The sequence below is a fragment of the Halomonas sp. 5021 genome, assembly GCF_036663435.1.
Lineage (GTDB): Bacteria > Pseudomonadota > Gammaproteobacteria > Pseudomonadales > Halomonadaceae > Vreelandella > Vreelandella janggokensis.
Genome location: NZ_JAXOVU010000005.1, coordinates 60,676 through 81,261, shown reverse-complemented (window position 1 = coordinate 81,261; position 20,586 = coordinate 60,676). Strand labels below are relative to the sequence as shown.

The following is a 20,586-nucleotide window of genomic DNA, read 5'->3' as shown; positions in this document are numbered from 1 at the left end:
CTCCATTTATATTGCTGACATCCTAGTTGTGCTTGATCGCGACGGTCTTGATCCGTGTATAGCTGCGCAAGCCCTCAAAGCCTTTCTCCCGGCCATGGCCAGAGCGGCCAACGCCGCCGAAAGGAAGCTCCACGCCCCCGGCGGCCCCGTAGTTATTGACGAATACCTGGCCGCTGCGAATGCCTTTGGCCAAGCGTAGCTGGCGACCACCATCGCGGGTCCATATACCGGCGCACAGGCCAAAATCCGTGGCGTTGGCCAATGCGAGAGCTTCTGCTTCATCTTCAAACACCTGCACCACCAGCACAGGGCCAAACAACTCCTCGTGAAGCACTTCATGCCCTTTGGGGATATCCGTAAGCAGTTGAGGAAGTACGAAATGACCGCCAGTGGGTGCATTGGGTGCCAACTGCCCCATTGCCGCCATGCGGATGCCATCCGCTTTGGCGGCGGCCAGACGTTCTTCCAGCTTGGCTTTCTGACGCGCATTGATCAGCGGGCCACAGTCAGCATCCGCTTCACCTGCATCACAGCGCAGGGCAGCGAAGCGCTCACAAAGATTCGCGACGACGCTATCGGCGATCTCGCGCTGAACCAGGAGGCGGCTGCCCGCTGAACACGTCTGCCCAGCGTTTTGAATAATCCCTTTGATGACGGCGGGAAGCGCCGCATCGAGATCCGCATCCGCAAACACCAATTGAGGCGATTTGCCCCCCAACTCCAATGTCACAGGAACATGATGCTGCGCGGCCGCTTGGGCGACGTGCGTACCCGTTTCAGGCGACCCCGTAAAAGAGAGATGATCAATATCAGGGTGTGACGCCAACGCAGCCCCCGCCTCAGAGCCAAGCCCTGGCACCACGTTAAGCGCACCGGCGGGTAAACCATGATCCACGGCCAGTTCCGCCAAGCGTAGAACGCTTAAACAGGCGTCTTCCGCCGGTTTGAGCACAATCGTATTTCCAGCCGCCAACGCTGCCGCCACACAGCGTCCAAAAATCTGTGACGGGTAGTTCCAGGGAATAATCTGGGCGCAAACACCGTAAGGCTCGCGCAGCGTCATCACGGCGAAATCGGTTTCAAAAGGAATGGTTTCACCATGCAGCTTGTCAGCCGCACCACCGTAGAAGCGAAAATAGCGGGCGCAGGCAGCAATATCGCCCTTGGCCTGTGCCATGGGCTTACCGGTGTCGGCACACTCAAGCTGCGCCAGCTGTTCCTGATGCCCTTCGATAGTATCGGCGAAACGAAGTAACCATTCACTGCGTTGGCGGGCGGACCAACTGGCCCATTCACCTGACTGGCCGGAAAAAGACTGCTGCGCTGCCTTTACCGCGGCATCTACATGGTCTGGCTGACAGCGCGCAATGCGTGTCAATGGCTCCCCCGTGGCAGGTGCCTCTACCTCCAGCGTGGTGGCTGAATTCACCCAATCACCACCAATGAGGGCCTGTTGTGGCGGAAAGTCCGTCGTCTTCAACATGAAATACTCCTGTTATTGTCCTTGTTTGATTCACTTCAAAGCCACTCACCTAACCATAAAGAAAATCCACCAACCCAAGCGAAATCCACGGCATATAGGTAATCGCCATCAAACACGCCAAGATCACCAGTACAAAACGAACCAACCAGGGCAGCATCTGATCGATCGATATCTTGGCCACCGCACAAGCTGCAAAGAGATTCACGCCCAACGGCGGTGTAATCATGCCAAGGGCCAGGTTAACCACCATCACAAGGCCAAAATGAACGGGATGAATGCCGAACTGCATCGCGATCGGGGTCAAGATGGGGGCCAGCACCAGAATGGCAGCGGACGTTTCAATAAACATACCGACGACTAACAGCAACCCATTGACCACCAGCAGGAACATCATGGGGTCATTGATCGTGTTGGTCACCAGGGTGGCGATTTGCGCGGGGAGTCCCGTGCGGCTGAGAAGAAAACTAAATAGCGAGGCCGCCGCAATGATCAGCATAACGGCGGCGGTAGAGATCACGCTTTGGCGAAAAATCGGCAAAATATCGTCTATTTTTAATTCACGGTAGTAGAAGCCACCGACGATGAGGGCAAAAAATACCGCCACAGCTGATGCTTCGGTAGGCGTGAACACACCACCGTAAATCCCCCCGATGACGACCACTGGCATGAGCATTGCCACCCACGCACGCTTGACCGAGACCATAAAGCCGGTGCTGTCTTTATAATCTTCTTTACCAAAGCCCCGTACCTTACAGAAAAGATAAAGAAAGATGATCAGCGCGCTGCCAATCAATATGCCTGGCCCCACGCCTGCAAGAAATAGCTGCCCAATGGACGTATCGGTACTCACACCATACAAAATCAACGGAATCGACGGCGGAATAAGCACCCCTAGCTCCGCAGACGTGGCCTGAATGGAGGCCGCCAACGGCCTGGGATAGCCATGTTTCACCATGGCGGGAATCAAAATGGCACCGATCGCAAAGGTCGTGGCCACACTTGACCCTGAGACCGCGGCAAACATCATGCATGTCAGTACACAGGACATCGCCAGACCGCCCTGCACCCTCCCTACGATGGACTTGGCCAGATCCACCAGGCGTTGAGATATCCCGCCTGCCGCCATCAGGTTACCGGCGAGAATAAAGAAAGGAATGGCCATTAATGGGAACTTATCAATGCCGATAAACATCTGCTGAGGCACCAGCAGTAATGGCAACCGAGTGAAGAACTCAATGCCGATAATCGATGCCAGAATGATGGAAATAGCAATCGGCACACCGACCGTAAATAGAATGATCAAGGACAGACCAATCACCATGTTCATGGCTGAGATCCTCCTTTTGGCAAGTCACCCTCTTGAGGCAGCTCTGCCTCCGGTAACGTCTCGCTATTTTCCGGACCCACCTGCTCTCGATCACTTAACTGCGCCAACAACCTTGCAACGGCGGCAACGATCGCAAAACATGACCCAATGGGAATCGCCGCATACGCCCATGACATCGATATATTCATGCCCGACATGGTCTGGCTACTTACCCGCATGGTCATCTGTATCCCGTAATGAATCAGCACGCCAAGCACCAATAGGCAACACACCACAATGACGATTTCCAGTAGCTTCATAAAACGCGTTGGAACGAGTTTATAAATGACCTCTACCGCCATCATGTAACCACCCCGAAAGGTAGCCGCCGCGGCCATGAACACACACCAGATCATCGCCGTGCGCGAGGCGACTTCAGACCAGGTAGAAGGCGCATTAAAAACAAAGCGAGTGAGGACTTGGTAAAAACTTAGCGTCACTGATATGGCTAGCATCACTACTGCAATGAGCAGGGCTAAGCGTGTTAAGTGGCTTTCCAGACGAAGAAATACCGCTAGCATAAAGGGTCACCGTGCAGAAACGGCCTCCAGAAGACTGGAGGCCGAAGTGGAGGAATTGCTCAGCAATCGCTGGCTTTTTCCTGAACGCGCTCAAGCATTTCGTTGCCGTACTCAGAGGTAAATATCTCGTAAGCTGGCTTCACCGCTTCCTGGAAAGGCGCAACATCAATATCCGTTTTGACCGTCATGCCTTTCTCTTCGAGCAGTGCTACGCCTTCACGCTCCAGGCGTGAAACTTCTTCACGGGTTGCTTCAGCAGAGGCTTGTGCTGCCTGCTCAAACCAGCCACGCTCCTCCTCGCTCAAACCATCCATGAAAATCGGCGACCCCAGCACAACAGCCGGTGAATAGACATGTCCGGTTAGCGAAAGGTAGTCCTGCACTTCCCAGAAGTTGGTGGCGACAATCACAGTGATCGGGTTTTCCTGACCATCCACGGTCCCTTGTTGTAGCGCCGTGAAAAGTTCAGGGAATGCCATGGGGGTCGGCCGTGCGCCCATTTGCCGAAACGCTTCCTGGTGCACCGAATTTTCCATTGTGCGAACGCGTAAACCTTCTGCATCTTCAGGCGTGGCGATCTCACGCTGGCTGTTGGTCATGTGTCGGAAGCCATTTTCCGACCAGGCCAGGCCCACTAGATTGTGATCACTCATTTTGGCGAGAAGCTCATCACCAAGATCACTGTCCAGTACGCAGCGCGCTTCTTCGTAGTCTTCAAATAGGAATGGCAAGTCGAGCACGTAGGTTTCCGGCACGAAGTTACCCAACGGCCCCGTTGAAGTAATCACAAAGTCGACCGTGCCGATCTGCAAGCCTTCAATCATTTCCCGCTCACCGCCCAGGGAACCCGACGGATGTTCGTTCACGGTATAGGCCCCATCGGATAGCTCTTCCAGCGTCTCCTTGAAGGCATCTGCGCCCACCGAGTAATGCGACGAGGAAGACAGGGTATGGCCCAGGTTGACTTCCGTCGCCGCGTGGGCCTGAAGTGCAACGCCAGTAGTAGTGATGGCAGCGATAGCGGCCACGAGCGAGTGACGAGCAAAGTTCTTAGTCATCTTGATTCCCTCTTTTGTTATTTTGAGGGTGGGTTTTTTGGGCCCATCGCCACATGTGCGAACTTGGCCCAGGCAATTACCTACGGCGGTTAGCCGCGTAGGAACTCAAGCGCGTTCAGTCACGAACGCATCAATAATCTGTTTGAAATTTTCATCACCTACAAAGCCAAGCTGTTTGGCTTTTGCCGTGTCAAAGCGCGCCGGCCAGCTTGCCACAATGGCTTCAATGCGCGGGTCGGGTTCATGGCGTACTAATGAAAAGGCTTTCTCTCCTGCTGCGTCGCGCAGCGCTTCCAGCATTTCTGCCACCGTGATGGTAATGCCCGGCAACATGAACGCCCGAAAAGTGCCCAGCGCCTCACCCGGCACCTCTGCACCGTGGACAAGCGCATCAACGACCTTACCCGGCGACATCACGAACATGGGCAGTTCCACCGGCACCGGGCAGATCGCTTCTTCGCCATTCAGTGGTTCGCGTAAGATACTGGAAGCAAAGCTGGACGCAGCCGCATTCGGCCGCCCAGGCCGAATGACAATCGTCGGCAGGCGCAGCACAAGACCGTCGACCAATCCTCGGCGGCTATAATCATTGACCAACAACTCCGACATGGCTTTCTGAGCGCCGTAAGAGTTTTGCGGGTGAAGCGCCGTCATATCATCCAGCACCTCGGGCAAGTCTCCGCCGTAAGCCGCTACCGAGCTGGCCATGATCAAGCGGGTATCACTCAGTTCCCGCTGGCGGCAAGCTTCCAACAGCGCACGGGTCGCATCGAAATTGACCCTTAGCCCTAGGTCAAAATCCGCTTCGGCCGCCGAACTCACAACGGCTGCCAGGTGGTAGATAACATCCGGGCGTTGCTCAAAAACGCGATCCAGTGCGCCCGGCTCGGTAATATCCAGCGCCATGGGCGTCACCGCGACATTGCCGGCTTCGGGCTGCGGCGCTTCCACCTGGTCAATCAGCGTTAACCGTGTGATGGGCTGCTGGCGAAGCTCACCACGCGCGAGCAGTTGATGTACCAAACGCTGGCCGAGAAAACCTGCCGCGCCCGTAATGGCTATATGCATCTTTTTGCTCCTGATAGACGGCGATTGTTGTTCATTTACGTTAAACCCTGTTAGTGACCCGTCAGCCCCCACGGTTCGCCCCAGCCTAGACCCGCGCGGGTATCGGCGCGTGGTCGATACTCACAACCAATCCAGCCGCGATAGCCCAATGCACTCAAACGGTCAAAAATAGCGGGATAGTGGACTTCACCCACATCCGGCTCGTGGCGCTCTGGCACCCCTGCGACTTGAATATGGCCGATGGCGCTGAACTGACGTTCAAGGTGGCGGATCAAGTCGCCGTCCATGATTTGGCAGTGATAAAGATCAAACTGGAGCTTTACATTTTCCGCGCCTACCTCTTTTATGACGGCCATGGCCTGGGCCTGGCGAGATAGAAAAAAGCCCGGCATATCACGCGTATTGATCGGCTCGATGAGCACATCTCGCCCCGCTTTGGCGGCCTCACCCGCTGCAAAGCGAAGGTTGCGTACGTAGGTGGCATGATGCTCAGCCTGAGTAGCGGCATCAGCGCCTTCCGGGAGTAAACCGGCCATGGCATGGACGCGCGGGCAGTTGAGGGTTTCGGCGTAACGCAGCGCTTCAACCACCGAGTCACGAAACTCGGCTTCGCGCCCCGGCAAGCTTGCCAGACCTCTTTCACCCGCCTCCCAATCGCCAGGCGGCAGGTTGAACAGCACCTGCTCCAACTGGCATTCGTGCAATGCCTGGCGCAATTCTTCACGAGAAAACGCATAAGGAAACAGATACTCGACGCCTTTAAAGCCCGCCTTTCCAGCTGCGGAAAAGCGGTCCATAAAGCTGTATTCGTTAAACAGCATGCTGAGGTTGGCAGCCAATCGAATCATAGCGGTGCTCTTGTTCTTGATGCGTGTTAATTGATAGCGATACGTCAACAGCTTCTAATCCCGCGGGAATTTAGCTTCCAGATCCGCCACCTGCTCCGGCGTCAGCCCCCGGGGATTCTGGCCGCGTAACAGTAGGTAGAGCTTGGCTGTCTCTTCCAGCTCTTCGGTGGCATACACAGCGGCATCAAGGTTTTTCCCCGCCACCACCGGCCCATGGTTGGCCAGAAGCACCGCGCTGTGTTTACCCGCCAGGCCACGAACCGCGTCGCCGAGCTTTGGGTCACCCGGCATGTGGTAGGGCACGAGCGGCAGCTTCCCGACCCGCATCACGTAATAAGCAGTGAGCGGCGGAATACAATCGCATTGGTCTATTTCAGGCAGACACGAAACGGCGACCGAGTGTGTTGAGTGCAGATGCACAATCGCCCCTGACTGAGGCCGCTCCGCATACATCGCCATATGGAGGAACTGTTCTTTGGTGGGCTTATCGCCACCCAGCAACTGGCCCTTGTCATCCAGGTGCGAAATGCGCGCTGGATCCAGTCGACCCAAGCAGGCGTTAGTGGGGGTCATGAGCCAGCCACCATCATCCAGGCGGACGCTGATGTTGCCGCTGGACCCCATCGTCAGGCCACGATCAAACAATGACTTGCCCAGGAGGCTGATCTGATCCCGCAGGATGTTCTGGTCGTGAAGGCTCATGCCAGCACCTCGAACGCTCTTGTGAAGAAGTCGACGCCGCCAAAGTTGCCTGACTTCAGCGCCATGGAGAGCGGTGCCTCACGCCCGTATAGCGGGGCCTGGGTCCAGGGCACGCCGGGGTCGATCTGCTCGCCAATGTGCAAGGCCGTAATGCCCAACGCCGATACCACGGCACCTGACGTTTCGCCCCCGGCGACCAGCAACCGGCCAACCCCCTCCTTGACCAGCGTGACCGCCAACTGGCTGAGCGCCTCTTCTACCAGCGCACCGGCGCGCGCAACGCCCAGCGCTTGCTGCGCTGCATTAACCTTTTCAGGCACAGCCGAGGCATAGATCAGTATGGGGGCTTCTTGAGACAACCGTTGCCGAGCAAAGGCCAATGCCTTTTCCTGCTGCCCTCCTTCAGCCAACGCCAACGGGTCAAGCGCAAAGCCACCATCGGGGTGTTTGGTCAGAAAATTTTCCACCTGGGCGAGCGTGGCACGGGAACAACTGCCGGAAAGCACCAGTGCACTTCCCGCGGCGGGGGATAAACGCCCTGGTTCATTGATAGTATCCAGCCAGCCATGGGCCCGATACTGGGCAGGCAACGCCTGACCCAGACCAGAGCCGCCAGTGACCAAGGGCATCAGAACGGTCGCTTCAGCGAGGACATCCAGGTCCTTTTCGTCCAGGGAATCGCAAATCACATGACGCACATCCTCGTCGGCAAGCGCAGATAAATGCTTACGCGTTGCGTCAGCGCCCCGGGCGAGCACCGCGCGGTTGGCTAGCCCCACGGGGTGCGATGTTTGCCGCGAGAGCACCCGCACCAGGTCTGCATCCTGCATGGGGTTCAATGGGTGGTTCTGCATGCCGCTGTCGTTGAGCAATCGACCACCCACAAACAGATGCCCCTGATAGACCGTACGGCCGTTAACCGGGAAGGCGGGCACCATGACGGTTTGAGTTGCGCCCAACGCATCAAGCAGCGCATCAGCGACCGGGCCGATGTTGCCCTGGTCGGTGGAATCGAACGTGGAGCAGTACTTGAAGAACACCTGGCGGGCCCCCTGCCCGCGGAGCCAGTCCAGCGCCGCGAGGGAGTCGGCCACGGCCTCATCCACCGGGCAGGAACGGGACTTCAGCGCTACCACCACCGCATCAATATGCGTCAGGTCAATGTCCTCCTGCGGCACACCGATCACCTGCAGGCAGCGCATGCCGCCACGCACCAGGTTATTGGCAAGGTCGGTAGCCCCAGTGAAGTCATCGGCAATGGCGCCCAATACGATGCTAGATCCCATCCCCATTGTTCAGGCTCCCTGGTTGTCGTTGGCGGCTTCTGGCAATGTGATACCCGATAACCGCTGATAAACTTTAATCACCGACGAATCATCTTCGCGACCGAAACCGGCACCGCTGGCAGCAGTAAACTGCTGCAGCGCACTGGCGGCGACCGGCGTTGATAGCGATAGTTCGCGTCCGGTTTGATGCACGATATTGAGATCTTTAACGAAGATGTCCACGGCCGAAAGCGGCGTGTAGTCGCCACTCAGAATATGCGGCACCCGGTTTTCGAACATCCAGGAATTGCCTGCCGAGTGGGTAATCACCTCGTAAATAACGTCGGGGTCGAGCCCCATGCGAATCCCCAGCGCCATCGCTTCAGCCGCGGTGGCAATATGCACGCCTGCCAAGAGTTGATTGACCAGCTTCATGCTGGAACCCACCCCTGGGGCATCGCCAAGGCGGTACACCTTGGCGGCCATGGCGTCGAGCACTGACTGGCCATAGGTAAAAGCCTCCTCAGCCCCGGACGCCATCACTGATAGTTCGCCGCTTTTGGCTTTGGCGGCACCGCCGCTAATTGGCGCATCGAGGAGCATCAAGCCCGCGGCCGACAAACGTTCACCAAGCTGTTTTGCCTGGCTGGGCGCCACCGTTGCACACTGGATGATCAGGCTACCCGGCGCCAGGTGGCTTACCACACCCTGTTCACCGAACAGCACTTGTTCCGCCTGCGCCCCGTTAACGACAACCACCAACACAATATGGCAATGAGCAAGTTCAGCGGGGGTTGCCACGCTTTGCCCGCCTGCTGCCGCAAAGGCATCGCGCGCCTGAGCGGAAATATCACACCCGGTCACGTTAAAGCCCTGCTGGTGCAAGGTGGAGGCGGTTCCCATCCCCATGGCGCCCAGGCCAATAACGCCTACTTGAAGTGATTGTTTATTGTCTTGACTCACTGGCTGCCACCTCAATTTTTGTTGCGTTGGTTGCCATCAACACGGTGCTATTTATTAAATCGCCCGTCATTTCAAGGCGTATGATAGCGCTGTCATGATAGCGCTATCATTCTTTTTAGATTATTATTTTTACATTGACAAGCTAAACATCAGGTCCATACAACCAATGTCTAAAGATCCCTTACATACCGCTAAAAATCGACGCCACTCCGACCAGATCACGCTCACCCAAGTCGCCAAATCGGCAGGCGTATCGCCGATTACGGCATCGAGAGCACTCAACAACCCGGCCAAGGTTAGCGACACAACCCGACGCAACGTTTTAGAGGCCGTGGAACGCCTGGGCTACGTGCCTAACCTGGTCGCCGGGAGCCTGGCCTCTTCTCGTTCAAGGTTGATTGCCGTCATCGTGCCGTCACTGATCAATAGCGTGTTTGTTGAAGTCATCAAGGGGTTACAGGAAACGCTGGAAGCCGAGGGCTATCAGATACTGCTGGGTAATACCGACTACGACCTGGATCGCGAGTATCAGTTAGTGCGCACCTTCCTGGGCTGGTCCTGCTCGGCATTGGTCACTGCCGGACTTCGCCATAACAAGGCCTGTCATAAACTGCTGGCGAACTGGGATCACCCCATCATGGAAGTGATGGAACTGGGCAAAGGCATGGACCTTAATGTCGGTCTCGATCACGTCGCTGCAGGCCGCTGTATGGCCAGCCACCTGGTGGATAAAGGCTATCGGGATATTGTTTATGTGGGCGCACAACTCGCGCAGGATTACCGGGCCAGCATGCGTTATGAAGGGCATAAAGCGGTGTTGCAAGCCAATGGCATTGACGCGCCACTGGTCGAACTCGACACCCTGGGAAGTCTAAAGGCTGGCTCCGAGAGCCTTGACCAGGTGTTTGCTCGACACCCCAAGACTAAAGCCATTCATTTCGCCAACGATGACCTTGCGGCCGGCGCACTGCTTGCTGCCCAACGCCGGGGGCTTAATATCCCCAAGGATATCGCTATTGCCGGATTCAACGGCCTACCGCTTGGACAGCACGTCACGCCCCAACTGACCACGATCCTGTCCCCCCGGGAAGAAATGGGGCGTTTAGCCGCCAAAGAGCTGATCCGTCGGCTAAGCGGTAAAAATGTTGTCCGCCGTCAGCATGATGTCGGCTTCAAGCTGCAACTGGGTGAGAGCACTTAATCCAGCTTTTTACCCTCGCGGCTGTTACCAAAGCTCAACGATGACGTTATATTTGGGCTTAGTGAATTCATTGAACTTAACACTGACTCGGCGTTTTAACGTTGCTCTCTTGAAGGCAGCAGGGGCCGTAACTGTCCAAGAATGAACAAGAACCTGAGGCAACGCAGTGGCTTAGCCAAACGCAGACCGGAAAAACACATGATTTCAAAGGGCGATGATGGACCGGAACGTTTTTCTCCAGGCAAAAGTATCAGACGCTTATGGCGTCAAAAGGAGGAGAATTCACCGTGAATCTTTCAGCCGAATTACGTTTGAAGGCCATTATAGACGGCACACGAGCTGGCACCTGGGAATGGAATATCAGAACCGGGGACGTGGTTTTCAATGAGCGGTGGGCGACCATGCTGGGCTTCACCCTGGATGAGATTCAACCGCTTTCCATTGAAACCTGGAACCAGCTTTGCCACCCCGACGACCTGAAGCGCTCTTATGAATTGATCGGTCAGCATCTGGACAACAAAATCCCTTTTTATGAATGCCTGTGCCGAGTTCGACGCAAGGACGGTAGTTGGTGCTGGATTAAGGACCGCGGCATGCTGGTAAAACAGGCAGACGGCACCCCCACCGAATGGATGATGGGGACGCATATCGACGTTTCCAGCGAGCAGGAATCCCAACAGCACTTCACCCATCTCGCGGCCTCCGTGCCTGGAATACTCTTCTCGTTTGAAATGGACTCACCGGACGCCCTGCGTTTCACTTATGTCAGTGAACGTTCGTACGCCTATTTTGGCATCACTTGTACAGCCATTGAGGAAGATGCCTCGGCTTTCTTCGATAGCGTTCATCCACTCGACTCGTCAGAAGTCCATGCTACCGTGCAAAACTGTTACAGGTCTTTATCGGAGGCGTCCTGTCAATTTCGAATGGTAATAGATGGCGCCGAACAATGGTTCCGGGCGGTTGCGCGGCCCATCCAAGACCCCTTTGGCAAGCTCGTCTGGCATGGCATGTTGGTAAACATTGATGACCAGAAACAATTGGAAAATACACTGGCTCGCCTGTCCATTACGGATGAATTGACAGGGTTGTTTAATCGGCGCTACCTGACGCAGGCCCTCAACGACGCCATGGAGCTTTACCAGCGGTATCAGTCGCCTTTCTCGCTGATCAGCCTTGATGTCGATCATTTTAAGAAAATCAATGATCATCACGGCCATTTGGTGGGTGACAACGTATTGTCCAAAATCGCCGGATTGATGGCAGATCGATTAAGAACCACAGATATTGTAGCTCGCACCGGCGGCGAGGAATTTCTTGTCATTTTGCCTAACACCACCGAGAAGGAAGCCACCCAGATTGCGGAAACCCTTCGACAGATGGTCAATCAGGCCGAGTTTCTTGGCCATGACAATACACCTTTTATTGTCGCCATCAGTGGTGGCGTGTTGGAAATGTCCGAGGATATTGCGTCTGTCGAAGAGCTGCTAAAACGATCTGACCAACTGCTCTATGAGGCCAAGGATCGTGGCCGGAATATGGTGCTTGATGAGCAAACGGCCTCGACGAGAGCGCCTTTGCATTCCGGATCAAATGCGCGTCCCCATAACGACGTTGAAATCTAAAGACCATAGCGGAATATAGATCAATAACCACATGATCCTATTATGATTCACTTCTTCCAGCGAGCCATACGATACATGTTAGATACTGCGTCAGCCCCCATCACCATAACACCAGGCACTGACCCAGCCTGCAGATTAAAAACCAACCAGAGAACACTCCCTAATAATAAAGCGCTACGCCTGGGTAAACCGTGAAGAAAGAAAATCCCCATACTCCCTATGATGACGGCAAAGACTGGCAAAAAATCCCAACGACTCTGCCAGCTTGCCCCACCTGAAATAAGATATAGCCCGATGAAAAGGCCAGCCAACCAAGCGCCTCGGTAACGAATACCCACAAGGTTACGTACCGCGGTGATCAGGTTGAGTAGCGCGGCTGTGGGCTGAGCCAGCAGCATGAAATGCAGACTCCATACCAGGCAGGAGCCGGAGAGTAGCAAGAGCATTTTCATGTCGTATCTACACTGGAATGCCAGTATTCCCGACAGCGCTGCTACGCTACCCACCCCCTGGGCCCAAAACCATGCCTCGCTCACACATCGTCCAGTCGAGCCGACAAGGTGCCAGGTGCTAAAGGAAGGGACTGGCAGCGTGACCAGATACGCTCGTAGGCGGGACGAAGCCTTTCTGTCTGTTTTTCTGCCTCGCCAATGGCAGGTCTCAGTCGTGTCATTGCCTGCTCGATCCGCCGAGAAATGGCGCGCTGATCAAGCCGCGTCAGTTGGCCATCCGCCACAACGCGTTCACCTTCCACAAAGACCGAATCGATACTCGCACCACTCTCACCAAACACCAGCTGACGTAGAGGATCATTAAGCGGCGTAAAAGCGGGACCATCCAGACGATAGAGCACCAGATCGGCGCGCTGACCTGGTGCAATCCGTCCTAGCCGGCCTTCCATGCCAAGGGCTTTGGCGCCGCCCTGCGTGGCGGCATAAAGTGCCTCTTCGGCGCCAATCCAACGTTTGTAGTCGTTGCCGCGTAACTTATGTATCAAGGCCGTGTTAGATACAACTCGCAACATGTCGGTGGACTCCAAGGAGCCACAGCCATCTGTTCCCAGGCTCACATTGACGCCTGCATCCAGCAAGGCACGCATCGGCATGAGCCCAGAGCCCAGCTTCAAGTTGCTATTAGGGTTGTGCTGAACACTAGCACCACTTCTGGCAATACGTGCAATGTCGTCAGGCGTTAGCCACACGGCGTGAATCAAGGACGTACCGGGTGCCAGAAACCCCAGATCGTCAAGGTGCTGAAACAGGGTTTTCCCGCGTTCATGCCAGGCGGAAGCGGCCTGTAGGCGCGTCTCTTGAACGTGGATGATTACCGGTAATTGGGTAGCGTCGGCAAGTTCGCGCACCTGGCGCAGAAAACCATCGCTACAGCGCTGCGGTGCTGAAGGCGCCAGCAGGACGCCAACCCGGTTTACATCTGGATGGCGAGTCGCCGCGAGCTCTTCAACAAAACGCAGGTACTCGGAGGGAGGCGTGGCCTTGACGGTTGCCAAACTGGCCAACGTGTCGTCGCTACACTCCTCGTGGATGAAGGGCACACTCTGATGGAAAGGAACATCAAAAAGCGTCGGTCCCAGCAATGCGCGGATGCCAATGTCCTCATAGGCTGACATCGCCGCCTCGATATGTTCTGGATGCAGCACCGGCGAGGCGTTGAAGTCATCGACGATGCAGGTGGTGCCCGAGAGCAGCGCCTGACTGGCGCCCACCAAGGTCCGCAGGTAGACATCTTCAGCGGTGAGCGGCAACGGCTTAGCTGGACGCACATAATTCATCCAAAGCTCAAGCGGCAAACGATCGTAACGCCCCTTATGAAAGTTTTCATGGGAATGATGATGGCCATTGAGAAACCCCGGTACTGCGAACGTATGCCGGGCATCTACGGGCTCACCTTCAGGTGGGGCGCTGCCCGTTGGGCGAACGTCGCGTATCTCGCCGTTTTCAATAACGATATCGACAGGCGCTGGAAGCACATGAAGTCCATCTTCGGCCAGCGCCCTAAGCCCCAGCAATGTCAGTTTGGTCATAGCACCTACAGCCGATGCCCCCGTTAGGGGGCATCGGCTGTCTCCCTAGTATGATAGATCACTCGCCCAGATAGGCCTCGCGCAGGGCAGCCTGCTCGGCAGCCAGCGACTCGGCGAACGCTTCGTGTCCTTGAAACTGGATATCAGAGCCAATCTGGCTGATCAACCGCAGGAACCCTTCGTTCTGGGTCATGCGCTCGAAGCCATCGCTAAGCTCGGCCACTACCTCATCGGGCGTACCCGCCGGCGCCATCACGCCACGCCAGAACTGAAAGACAACATCATAGCCCTCTTCCTGGCACGTCGGGATATCCGGATAAGCCTCCTGGCGCTCGATATCGGTCACACACAGACCCGTTAGCGTGCCCGCTTCCAAATGTTCACCGACGACACTGGGCGCGCCAGCATAGGCCATGGTATTGCCCCCCAACAATTGGGTCACAGCTGGGCCGCCACCGCCCAATTCCACACCGCGCATCTCAACATCGGCGGCGCCTTTCAGCATCTCGAACACTGTATAGGTAAAGCCGTTGCGGTTGTCGGAGCTATAAATCACTTCATCAGGATGATCACCCGCATGCTCAACCAGTTCACCAATGGTCTGGAAGGGCTGCTCCGGAGTGGTCACAAAGATAGCGGGGCTATAGTTGATGCGCGCGACAGGCACGAAGTCATCCATTTCATAGGGCAGATCTTCTACCTGAGGCCGTAGCGAGTTGATGGTAGGATCGCCGAACAGCAGCATGGTGCCATCGGGCGTGCTACCGGCCACTTCTGCGGCGGCCACTGCCCCGCCGCCGCCACCGCGAATCACCGAGATGAGCGAGCGCCCAAGAAACTCCTCGCCTACGGCCGTGATGATGCCGGCATGAAGTGAGTGGGACCCTCCGGCAGGATACGGGGTGACAAAACGAATCGGTTCATCGGGAAGGTGGCTCTCTTGTGCCAGCACCGTACTGGCAGCAGTGAGACTGGCAGCAGTGAGACTGGCAGCAGCCAGGGATGCCGATAAAAGTGTGAGAGGAAGAGTTTTATGGTTCATGAGTCGCCTCCGTTGGCGTTATGTGGCTTCTTGCGACGGGACCATGGGAGCCTGAGAGTGGCGCCCTTGGGCTTCAGCCCTCGCCATGCCAGAAAGGCAATGACCAAGACCAGAAGACAGAGAAGAACAAGACTGATCGGGCGTGACCAAAAGATCGCCAGACTACCGTTGGAGAACACCAGGGATTGACGTAATGCACTCTCGAAACCCGGGCCCAGCAACAAACCGATGATCAATGGCGCGATGGGAAAGCCGGTACGGCGCATCAGGTACCCCGCCCCACCCCCAAACACCAGAATCAGAAGATCAAAAGTGCTCGAATTGACGGCATAAGCACCACAAACGCAGAGCAGCAAAACACAGGGATAGAGCACAGCGTGCGGGATACGCGTCACCTGCTTTAGCCAGCGAATGGCGAATAGGCCGAACACCAACAACAGGAGGTTGGTCACCAAAAGCACCATAAAAAGACCAAACAGAAAACCGGGGTTTTGCTGTATCAGCAGTGGGCCTGGCATCATTCCCTGAGCCATGAGGGCACCGATAAGCACGGCGGTAATGGTGTCGCCTGGAATACCGAAAACGGTCATGGGGATGAGCGCTGAAGGGACCACGGCATTATTACCCGCTTCGGCAGCGGCAAGGCCTTCAAGCGACCCTTCACCAAAGCGCTCGGGCTCACGGGAGCGGCCCCGCGCCAGACCATAGGCGATCCAGCAGGCAATTTCAGCGCCGAGCCCCGGCAGCGAACCGAGAAAGGTGCCTAGTGAGGTCGAACGCAGAATCGTCGGCCGCAATACCCAGAATTCAGCCCAACGTAGCCGCTCTCCACCATGCTCAACGTCGCCAGCCGTTTGTTGACCTTCTGGTGGATGCGTCAGCTGCATCAATATCTCACTGAGCGCGAACATGCCGATCATCAAGGGAATCAGTGAGACTCCCGCCAGCAGATCGATATTGCCAAAGGTAAACCGCTGATAGCCAGACATTGGATCCAGCCCGATACACGCCACCAGCAGACCCAAGCCGGCCGCCGCTAACCCCTTGGCTGCGTTCCCGCCGCTCACGGTTGCAATCATGGTGAGGGCAATGAGATAGAGCAGTGCGAATTCAGGTGAACCAAAGCGAATGGCGATCGATGCCAGCGGAATCGCCACCACAATCAAAACCAGTGTCGCCATAAGATCGGCCACGACAGAGCTGAACAGACTCAACTCCAACGCCTTGCGGGACTTACCCTGCAGCGTCAGTGCATAGCCGTCTCGCGCCGAGGCCGCCGCAGCTGCCGTCCCCGGGGTATTAACCAAAATGGCGGGGATCGACCCACCGTAGATGGCCCCTTTATAGATCCCGAGCAAGAACGGTATGCCAATGGTGGCGTCCATGAAGAACGTAAAAGGCGCCAGGACGGCGACCGCCATGGTCGCCGTAAGCCCTGGTAATGCGCCGATCAGGATGCCTCCCGCCAACCCTCCCGATAGAGCCAGGAAAGTCCATGGCAATGCCAGCATGGCCAAGCCCTGCTGGAGAATCGAAAAATCGATCACAGCCAGCCTCCTCGGGGGAAGTAGATTCCCATCACGCCCTCGAAGAGGTGGATAACAAGCACTGGCGGCACAATCGCAAGTATCAACAGGATGTACCAGCGCCGCTCGCCAAACAGCAACGCCAGCAGCGGAACTGCCAGCATGCTGGTCAGCCAGATTCCCAACCACGGCAGTCCGATGGCCACAACGACCATCAAAACGTAAGCCGACAGCGCGCGGGACGTTCTCCCGGTTTTGATGGGTGTTGGCGGTTGAGGTCGCCAAGCCATCAGCATCAGCACAACGCCAAGGGCCGCGACCAGAAGCGCCATCAGTCCAGGAAAGAAGGCAGCCGAGCCAATATAACCAGGATCACCGTAGGGAGCCGTCGGGGCATGCACAATGCGAAGGAAGACCAGCCCGGCGGCAAGTGTTCCTAACCCCATCAGCGTTTCAAGAAGCCGAGTGGAGCGACGCGAAAGCACCGTGTTCATCAGGTCGACCATGGGCTGCCACCTGCGGGTCTGGGTTTGGGGCGTGCCGGTCCCGGCAAATCACAGCGCAGGAATTGCCCACGGCCTGCCACCCCCGCATAGGCACCATCGCGCCACACCACCTCACCGCGGCACAGCGTGGTAGCTGGCCAGGCACTCACCGGAATACCTTCATAGGGGGTGTAATCCACCGCGTGATGCAGGTCATTATTACGGATCTTGCGGTCAAGCCCGGTATCCCAAATCACAAGATCCGCATCCGCGCCCACCGCAATCGAGCCTTTACGCGGATAAAGGCCGTACATGCGTGCCACGTTCGTGGCCGTCAGGGCCACGAACTGCTGAATAGACAGACGACCGGTCTCGACGCCATGGCTGAAAAGGAGCGCCATGCGGGTTTCCAACCCCGGAATGCCGTTGGGAATACGATCAAAGCTGGCATCGTTGCCTGCGGCAAACTTGCCCTCGGGGCCGGCAAAGGTGAAGGGGGCATGATCAGAGGAAAACACCTGAAAGACCCCACTCTCGAGACCGTCCCAGACCACTTGCTGGTTGGCGCGATCCCGGGGTGGGGGGCTGCAGATACACTTGGCGCCATGCGTCTCGTCATCCGTGATCCCCAGGTCATCCGCCGTCAGAAACAGGTATTGCGGACAGGTCTCGGCATAGATCCGCAGGCCATGACTATGCGCCCAGCGCACCTGCTCAACGGCCTCACGGCCGGACACATGGACGATCAAAATCGGCACATCGACCAACTCGGCATAGGCAATGGCCCGGTGCGCGGCTTCACGCTCGACCAGCATGGGACGTGCCTCGGCATGATAGCGTGGTGCCGTATGCCCCTGAGCCAGAAGCCGCTCGGTCAACCAGGCAATGCAGTCCGCATTCTCGGCATGCACCATGACCATGGCGCCGTTTTCTCGAGCGACAGCCAGCACATCAATGATCTCCCGGTCAGCCAGTTTCAGATCGTCGTAGGTCATGTAGATCTTGAAAGAGGTGTAACCCTCACGAATCAGCGCAGGCAGTTCGACCCCTAACACCTCAGGAGACGGGTCAGTCACGATCAGGTGAAAGGCATAGTCGATGCAGGCCTTTCCCTCAGCGCGTCGATGGTAGTCGTCTACCGCTGACCTCAGGCTCTGCCCCTTCTTCTGCAGCGCAAAAGGAAACACCGTCGTGGTACCACCACAGGCGGCCGAGCGAGTGCCCGTCAGAAAATCATCGGCCATGCGAGAGCCGTCCGATGTCGGCTGATCCAAATGACAATGGCCATCGATGCCACCGGGCAAGACCCACCGGCCGGCGGCATCGATCTCCTCCCGACCGGCCGCCAACCCCTTGCCCAACGCCACGATAATGCCGTCACGAATACCGATGTCGGCTTCAAAGACATCCGCCGCCGTGGCGCAGCGAGCATGACGAATCACCTTATCAAAATCATTCATTGGTCCAGTTCTCCTTGCATCAGTCGGCCCCAGCCAGACACGGGAACGCTGCCCTGCCCCGTCATTTGCAGCATTTTCCACACCACGGTGGCGGTGGTATCGAGCACCGGCACCCCAAATTCAGCCTCCCACTGAGGGACCAGATGCGCGGAATACAAATTGGTACACGCGACCACAATGGCTGGCGCGCCAGCCTCGGCCACTCGCCTGACCTGTGCCGTGAGGGTCTCCGGCGAGACCTCGGCATAAGCAAAGTTCTCACTGATGCCGAGATGGTCCTCGGCGACCACCTCGAAACCAGCATCGCGGTAATTGGAGCGAATTCGGGTCTGCACGTCGCCGGTATAGGGCGTCACCAGCCCGAAGCGCTGCAGTTCATAGGTCTCGAGAATCTCGTTGAGGGCCAGCATCGACGTGGTTGCCGGAATGCCGGTTTCTTCCTTGATGCGTCGACAGAGCGTGACGTCATGGTCAAACCCCAGCCAGCCAGCAGAGGTTCCACTCCAGCCGACCACGTTGACGCGGGCGTCGGCGAGCATGCCCGCCGCCACGAGCACGTTTTGGTTATCAAACTGACCAAGCGCCTGCTGACTCAGGGCGATTTGGGTGACGGTAAACCGGGAAAAGTGGGCACTTACGTCGGGCAGCTGGCTCAACATGGCAGAAGTAAGCGGCTCCAACGCAGTATTCGACGAAGGCGTCAGCACCCCGAAGCGGATACGGGTCATGGTGTGGTTTCCTGATGGACAGAGGATTCGAGAAGCGTCACCGTCAACGGCTGCGCCCCTTCCCAGAGGCAGCGACGACCGAGTTCCGGCAACTGTTCGATGCCCTTGATGATCGTCATGACATGGTTGCCAGCAATCGGTCCAAGCTTGCTGGCAAACGCACAGGGACCGTACGCCATTAGAATCTCGGTCTCGCTGTAGCCACCGGGGTAAAACAGCACATCGCCGACGGCCGGATAGCGGGTGGGCGTTTCCCAGGGGAGTTGAAAGTCATTATCGCCAAGCGGCACCCAAACCCCTTCCCCACTCCACCGCACATGCACCATCTGCGTTTGCCAGGGCAACAGGCGTAACAGGGCATCGACACTGCATGGCGCGTCAGGGTGCGTCTCGGCGATAAAGCTCAGTTCTCGGCTGCTCATGCGAAGTTGATAAATGGAATGGCTCATGACATCGACTCGCGCCCCACCAGCGCCGCCAAAGCGCTCGAGAGGCCCTGACAAGGCTTGGTCGGCGGTGCCGCATAGCTGCCTGCCTCTGCGGGGCGCGGATTCAGCCGCGTGAGCAGTTCGGCCTGGCGAACCGCGCAGCTCACCCCATCAACGATCGGCACAGGAATATGGCTTTCTACCTGGCGCGCCAGACCGGCCAACGGCGCGCCGGCAATGATCAGCACATCTGCGCCATCTTCATGCACGGCTGCCTGGCATAGCGCCACCAGCTGCTCACTTTTCTCCTGTTGCACGGCGCCAATGTCATGCAGGGGCTCGTCCAGGCAACGGATACCCGCCAGCCGTGACGCCATGCCGTAACGATCGACGGTTTCGCTGTACCAGGTGCGAATACGGCGGGAAATGGCCACAATCCCGATGCGGCCACCGAGCATCGCGGCACTCATGAGAGCACTCTCCGTCAGCCCGACGACCGGGATCGGCAGCATTTCCCGGGCAGCCTCCAGGCCGGGATCCCCAAAGGCCGCGACCAGGGCAGCATCGTGACCCTGATAATGCTCGGCCAGCTCGTTCATGACGGCGTAGGCACCGATCGCCGATTCCGCCCGCGTCTCGATATAAGCCACGCCGAACGTCGCGGTGCGCAATGTCAGCTCGGTCTCAGGCGATGCGCTGCGCCTGGCTTCATTACCAATCAGTTCGGTAACACTGTGAGACGTATTGGGATTGACAATCAAAAGCTTCATCAGGCT

General features: G+C 57.0%; 20 protein-coding genes. 2 read left to right on the top strand and 18 right to left on the bottom strand.

From position 1 onward, the window contains the following. Positions 1 to 22 precede the first annotated feature (22 nt). The 9 genes from R3F64_RS10285 to ltnD form a co-directional block, all read right to left on the bottom strand. Positions 23 to 1,483, bottom strand: a complete 1,461-nt coding sequence (locus tag R3F64_RS10285) for an aldehyde dehydrogenase family protein (protein WP_332611288.1) — start codon at positions 1,481 to 1,483, stop codon at positions 23 to 25. Between the two features lie 49 nt (positions 1,484 to 1,532). Then, positions 1,533 to 2,810, bottom strand: a complete 1,278-nt coding sequence (locus R3F64_RS10280) for a TRAP transporter large permease (protein ID WP_085917359.1) — start codon at positions 2,808 to 2,810, stop codon at positions 1,533 to 1,535. Continuing rightward, positions 2,807 to 3,370, bottom strand: a complete 564-nt coding sequence (locus R3F64_RS10275; protein ID WP_332611285.1) for a TRAP transporter small permease — start codon at positions 3,368 to 3,370, stop codon at positions 2,807 to 2,809. Before R3F64_RS10275 ends, R3F64_RS10280 begins: the two co-directional genes overlap by 4 nt. Positions 3,371 to 3,429: 59 nt before the next feature. Continuing rightward, entirely contained in the window at positions 3,430 to 4,428 is a 999-nt protein-coding gene (locus R3F64_RS10270) for a TRAP transporter substrate-binding protein (protein WP_085917357.1), read from the bottom strand. Positions 4,429 to 4,533: 105 nt separating this feature from the next. Continuing rightward, positions 4,534 to 5,496, bottom strand: a complete 963-nt coding sequence (gene denD / locus R3F64_RS10265) for a D-erythronate dehydrogenase (RefSeq protein ID WP_199285021.1) — start codon at positions 5,494 to 5,496, stop codon at positions 4,534 to 4,536. Positions 5,497 to 5,546: 50 nt separating this feature from the next. Beyond that, positions 5,547 to 6,344: a 2-oxo-tetronate isomerase gene (otnI, locus tag R3F64_RS10260; RefSeq protein ID WP_332611282.1), complete on the bottom strand. Its 798-nt coding sequence runs from the start codon at positions 6,342 to 6,344 to the stop codon at positions 5,547 to 5,549. A 54-nt stretch (positions 6,345 to 6,398) separates the two neighbouring features. Further along, positions 6,399 to 7,046, bottom strand: a complete 648-nt coding sequence (otnC, locus tag R3F64_RS10255; RefSeq protein WP_085917354.1) for a 3-oxo-tetronate 4-phosphate decarboxylase — start codon at positions 7,044 to 7,046, stop codon at positions 6,399 to 6,401. Continuing rightward, positions 7,043 to 8,338 carry a 3-oxo-tetronate kinase gene (otnK, locus tag R3F64_RS10250; protein ID WP_332611279.1) on the bottom strand — a complete coding sequence of 432 codons (1,296 nt, stop codon included), beginning with the start codon at positions 8,336 to 8,338 and terminating at the stop codon, positions 7,043 to 7,045. Before otnK ends, otnC begins: the two co-directional genes overlap by 4 nt. 3 nt (positions 8,339 to 8,341) lie before the next feature. Further along, positions 8,342 to 9,289 carry an L-threonate dehydrogenase gene (ltnD, locus tag R3F64_RS10245; protein WP_176243615.1) on the bottom strand — a complete coding sequence of 316 codons (948 nt, stop codon included), beginning with the start codon at positions 9,287 to 9,289 and terminating at the stop codon, positions 8,342 to 8,344. Positions 9,290 to 9,440: 151 nt separating this feature from the next. On the opposite strand from ltnD, the gene R3F64_RS10240 reads away from it, so the two are divergent. Continuing rightward, the gene (locus tag R3F64_RS10240; protein ID WP_233337381.1) at positions 9,441 to 10,475 is read left to right on the top strand and encodes a LacI family DNA-binding transcriptional regulator; all 1,035 of its coding nucleotides are present in this window, start codon (positions 9,441 to 9,443) and stop codon (positions 10,473 to 10,475) included. A gap of 287 nt (positions 10,476 to 10,762) precedes the next feature. Beyond that, positions 10,763 to 12,100, top strand: coding sequence for a sensor domain-containing diguanylate cyclase (locus tag R3F64_RS10235; protein WP_332611274.1), 1,338 nt, complete (start codon positions 10,763 to 10,765; stop codon positions 12,098 to 12,100). A gap of 47 nt (positions 12,101 to 12,147) precedes the next feature. Here R3F64_RS10235 and R3F64_RS10230 read toward each other — a convergent pair whose 3' ends face one another. The 9 genes from R3F64_RS10230 to R3F64_RS10190 are packed head-to-tail and all read right to left on the bottom strand — an operon-like array spanning position 12,148 to position 20,580. Then, positions 12,148 to 12,606, bottom strand: coding sequence for a YgjV family protein (locus R3F64_RS10230; RefSeq protein WP_332611436.1), 459 nt, complete (start codon positions 12,604 to 12,606; stop codon positions 12,148 to 12,150). A 26-nt stretch (positions 12,607 to 12,632) separates the two neighbouring features. Then, positions 12,633 to 14,141, bottom strand: a complete 1,509-nt coding sequence (locus R3F64_RS10225) for an amidohydrolase family protein (RefSeq protein WP_309782649.1) — start codon at positions 14,139 to 14,141, stop codon at positions 12,633 to 12,635. Between the two features lie 58 nt (positions 14,142 to 14,199). Further along, complete coding sequence (locus R3F64_RS10220) at positions 14,200 to 15,183, bottom strand: tripartite tricarboxylate transporter substrate binding protein (RefSeq protein WP_332611270.1); 984 nt, start codon at positions 15,181 to 15,183, stop codon at positions 14,200 to 14,202. Next, positions 15,180 to 16,730: a tripartite tricarboxylate transporter permease gene (locus R3F64_RS10215; protein WP_332611268.1), complete on the bottom strand. Its 1,551-nt coding sequence runs from the start codon at positions 16,728 to 16,730 to the stop codon at positions 15,180 to 15,182. Before R3F64_RS10215 ends, R3F64_RS10220 begins: the two co-directional genes overlap by 4 nt. Continuing rightward, positions 16,727 to 17,215, bottom strand: coding sequence for a tripartite tricarboxylate transporter TctB family protein (locus R3F64_RS10210; protein WP_085917344.1), 489 nt, complete (start codon positions 17,213 to 17,215; stop codon positions 16,727 to 16,729). Before R3F64_RS10210 ends, R3F64_RS10215 begins: the two co-directional genes overlap by 4 nt. After that, the gene (gene hydA / locus R3F64_RS10205; protein WP_085917343.1) at positions 17,203 to 18,654 is read right to left on the bottom strand and encodes a dihydropyrimidinase; all 1,452 of its coding nucleotides are present in this window, start codon (positions 18,652 to 18,654) and stop codon (positions 17,203 to 17,205) included. Before hydA ends, R3F64_RS10210 begins: the two co-directional genes overlap by 13 nt. Next, entirely contained in the window at positions 18,651 to 19,382 is a 732-nt protein-coding gene (locus tag R3F64_RS10200) for a maleate cis-trans isomerase family protein (RefSeq protein ID WP_268900856.1), read from the bottom strand. Before R3F64_RS10200 ends, hydA begins: the two co-directional genes overlap by 4 nt. Then, a complete protein-coding gene (locus R3F64_RS10195; RefSeq protein ID WP_199285011.1) occupies positions 19,379 to 19,831 on the bottom strand; it encodes a DUF3830 family protein in 453 nt (150 codons plus the stop codon). The genes R3F64_RS10200 and R3F64_RS10195 overlap by 4 nt, the downstream gene beginning before the upstream one ends. Beyond that, positions 19,828 to 20,580 carry an aspartate/glutamate racemase family protein gene (locus R3F64_RS10190; protein ID WP_199285010.1) on the bottom strand — a complete coding sequence of 251 codons (753 nt, stop codon included), beginning with the start codon at positions 20,578 to 20,580 and terminating at the stop codon, positions 19,828 to 19,830. The genes R3F64_RS10195 and R3F64_RS10190 overlap by 4 nt, the downstream gene beginning before the upstream one ends. Positions 20,581 to 20,586: the final 6 nt, after the last annotated feature.

Bases quoted from the DNA above. Each gene is read 5' to 3' on its own strand.
- otnC (WP_085917354.1), bottom strand. From the start codon at position 7,046: ATGAGCCTTCACGACCAGAACATCCTGCGGGATCAGATCAGCCTCCTG.
- R3F64_RS10210 (WP_085917344.1), bottom strand. From the start codon at position 17,215: ATGGTCGACCTGATGAACACGGTGCTTTCGCGTCGCTCCACTCGGCTT.
- R3F64_RS10270 (WP_085917357.1), bottom strand. From the start codon at position 4,428: ATGACTAAGAACTTTGCTCGTCACTCGCTCGTGGCCGCTATCGCTGCC.
- R3F64_RS10240 (WP_233337381.1), top strand. From the start codon at position 9,441: ATGTCTAAAGATCCCTTACATACCGCTAAAAATCGACGCCACTCCGAC.
- R3F64_RS10220 (WP_332611270.1), bottom strand. From the start codon at position 15,183: ATGAACCATAAAACTCTTCCTCTCACACTTTTATCGGCATCCCTGGCT.
- denD (WP_199285021.1), bottom strand. From the start codon at position 5,496: ATGCATATAGCCATTACGGGCGCGGCAGGTTTTCTCGGCCAGCGTTTG.
- R3F64_RS10285 (WP_332611288.1), bottom strand. From the start codon at position 1,483: ATGTTGAAGACGACGGACTTTCCGCCACAACAGGCCCTCATTGGTGGT.
- R3F64_RS10190 (WP_199285010.1), bottom strand. From the start codon at position 20,580: ATGAAGCTTTTGATTGTCAATCCCAATACGTCTCACAGTGTTACCGAA.
- R3F64_RS10275 (WP_332611285.1), bottom strand. From the start codon at position 3,370: ATGCTAGCGGTATTTCTTCGTCTGGAAAGCCACTTAACACGCTTAGCC.
- R3F64_RS10195 (WP_199285011.1), bottom strand. From the start codon at position 19,831: ATGAGCCATTCCATTTATCAACTTCGCATGAGCAGCCGAGAACTGAGC.
- R3F64_RS10225 (WP_309782649.1), bottom strand. From the start codon at position 14,141: ATGACCAAACTGACATTGCTGGGGCTTAGGGCGCTGGCCGAAGATGGA.
- otnK (WP_332611279.1), bottom strand. From the start codon at position 8,338: ATGGGGATGGGATCTAGCATCGTATTGGGCGCCATTGCCGATGACTTC.
- R3F64_RS10200 (WP_268900856.1), bottom strand. From the start codon at position 19,382: ATGACCCGTATCCGCTTCGGGGTGCTGACGCCTTCGTCGAATACTGCG.
- otnI (WP_332611282.1), bottom strand. From the start codon at position 6,344: ATGATTCGATTGGCTGCCAACCTCAGCATGCTGTTTAACGAATACAGC.
- hydA (WP_085917343.1), bottom strand. From the start codon at position 18,654: ATGAATGATTTTGATAAGGTGATTCGTCATGCTCGCTGCGCCACGGCG.
- R3F64_RS10280 (WP_085917359.1), bottom strand. From the start codon at position 2,810: ATGAACATGGTGATTGGTCTGTCCTTGATCATTCTATTTACGGTCGGT.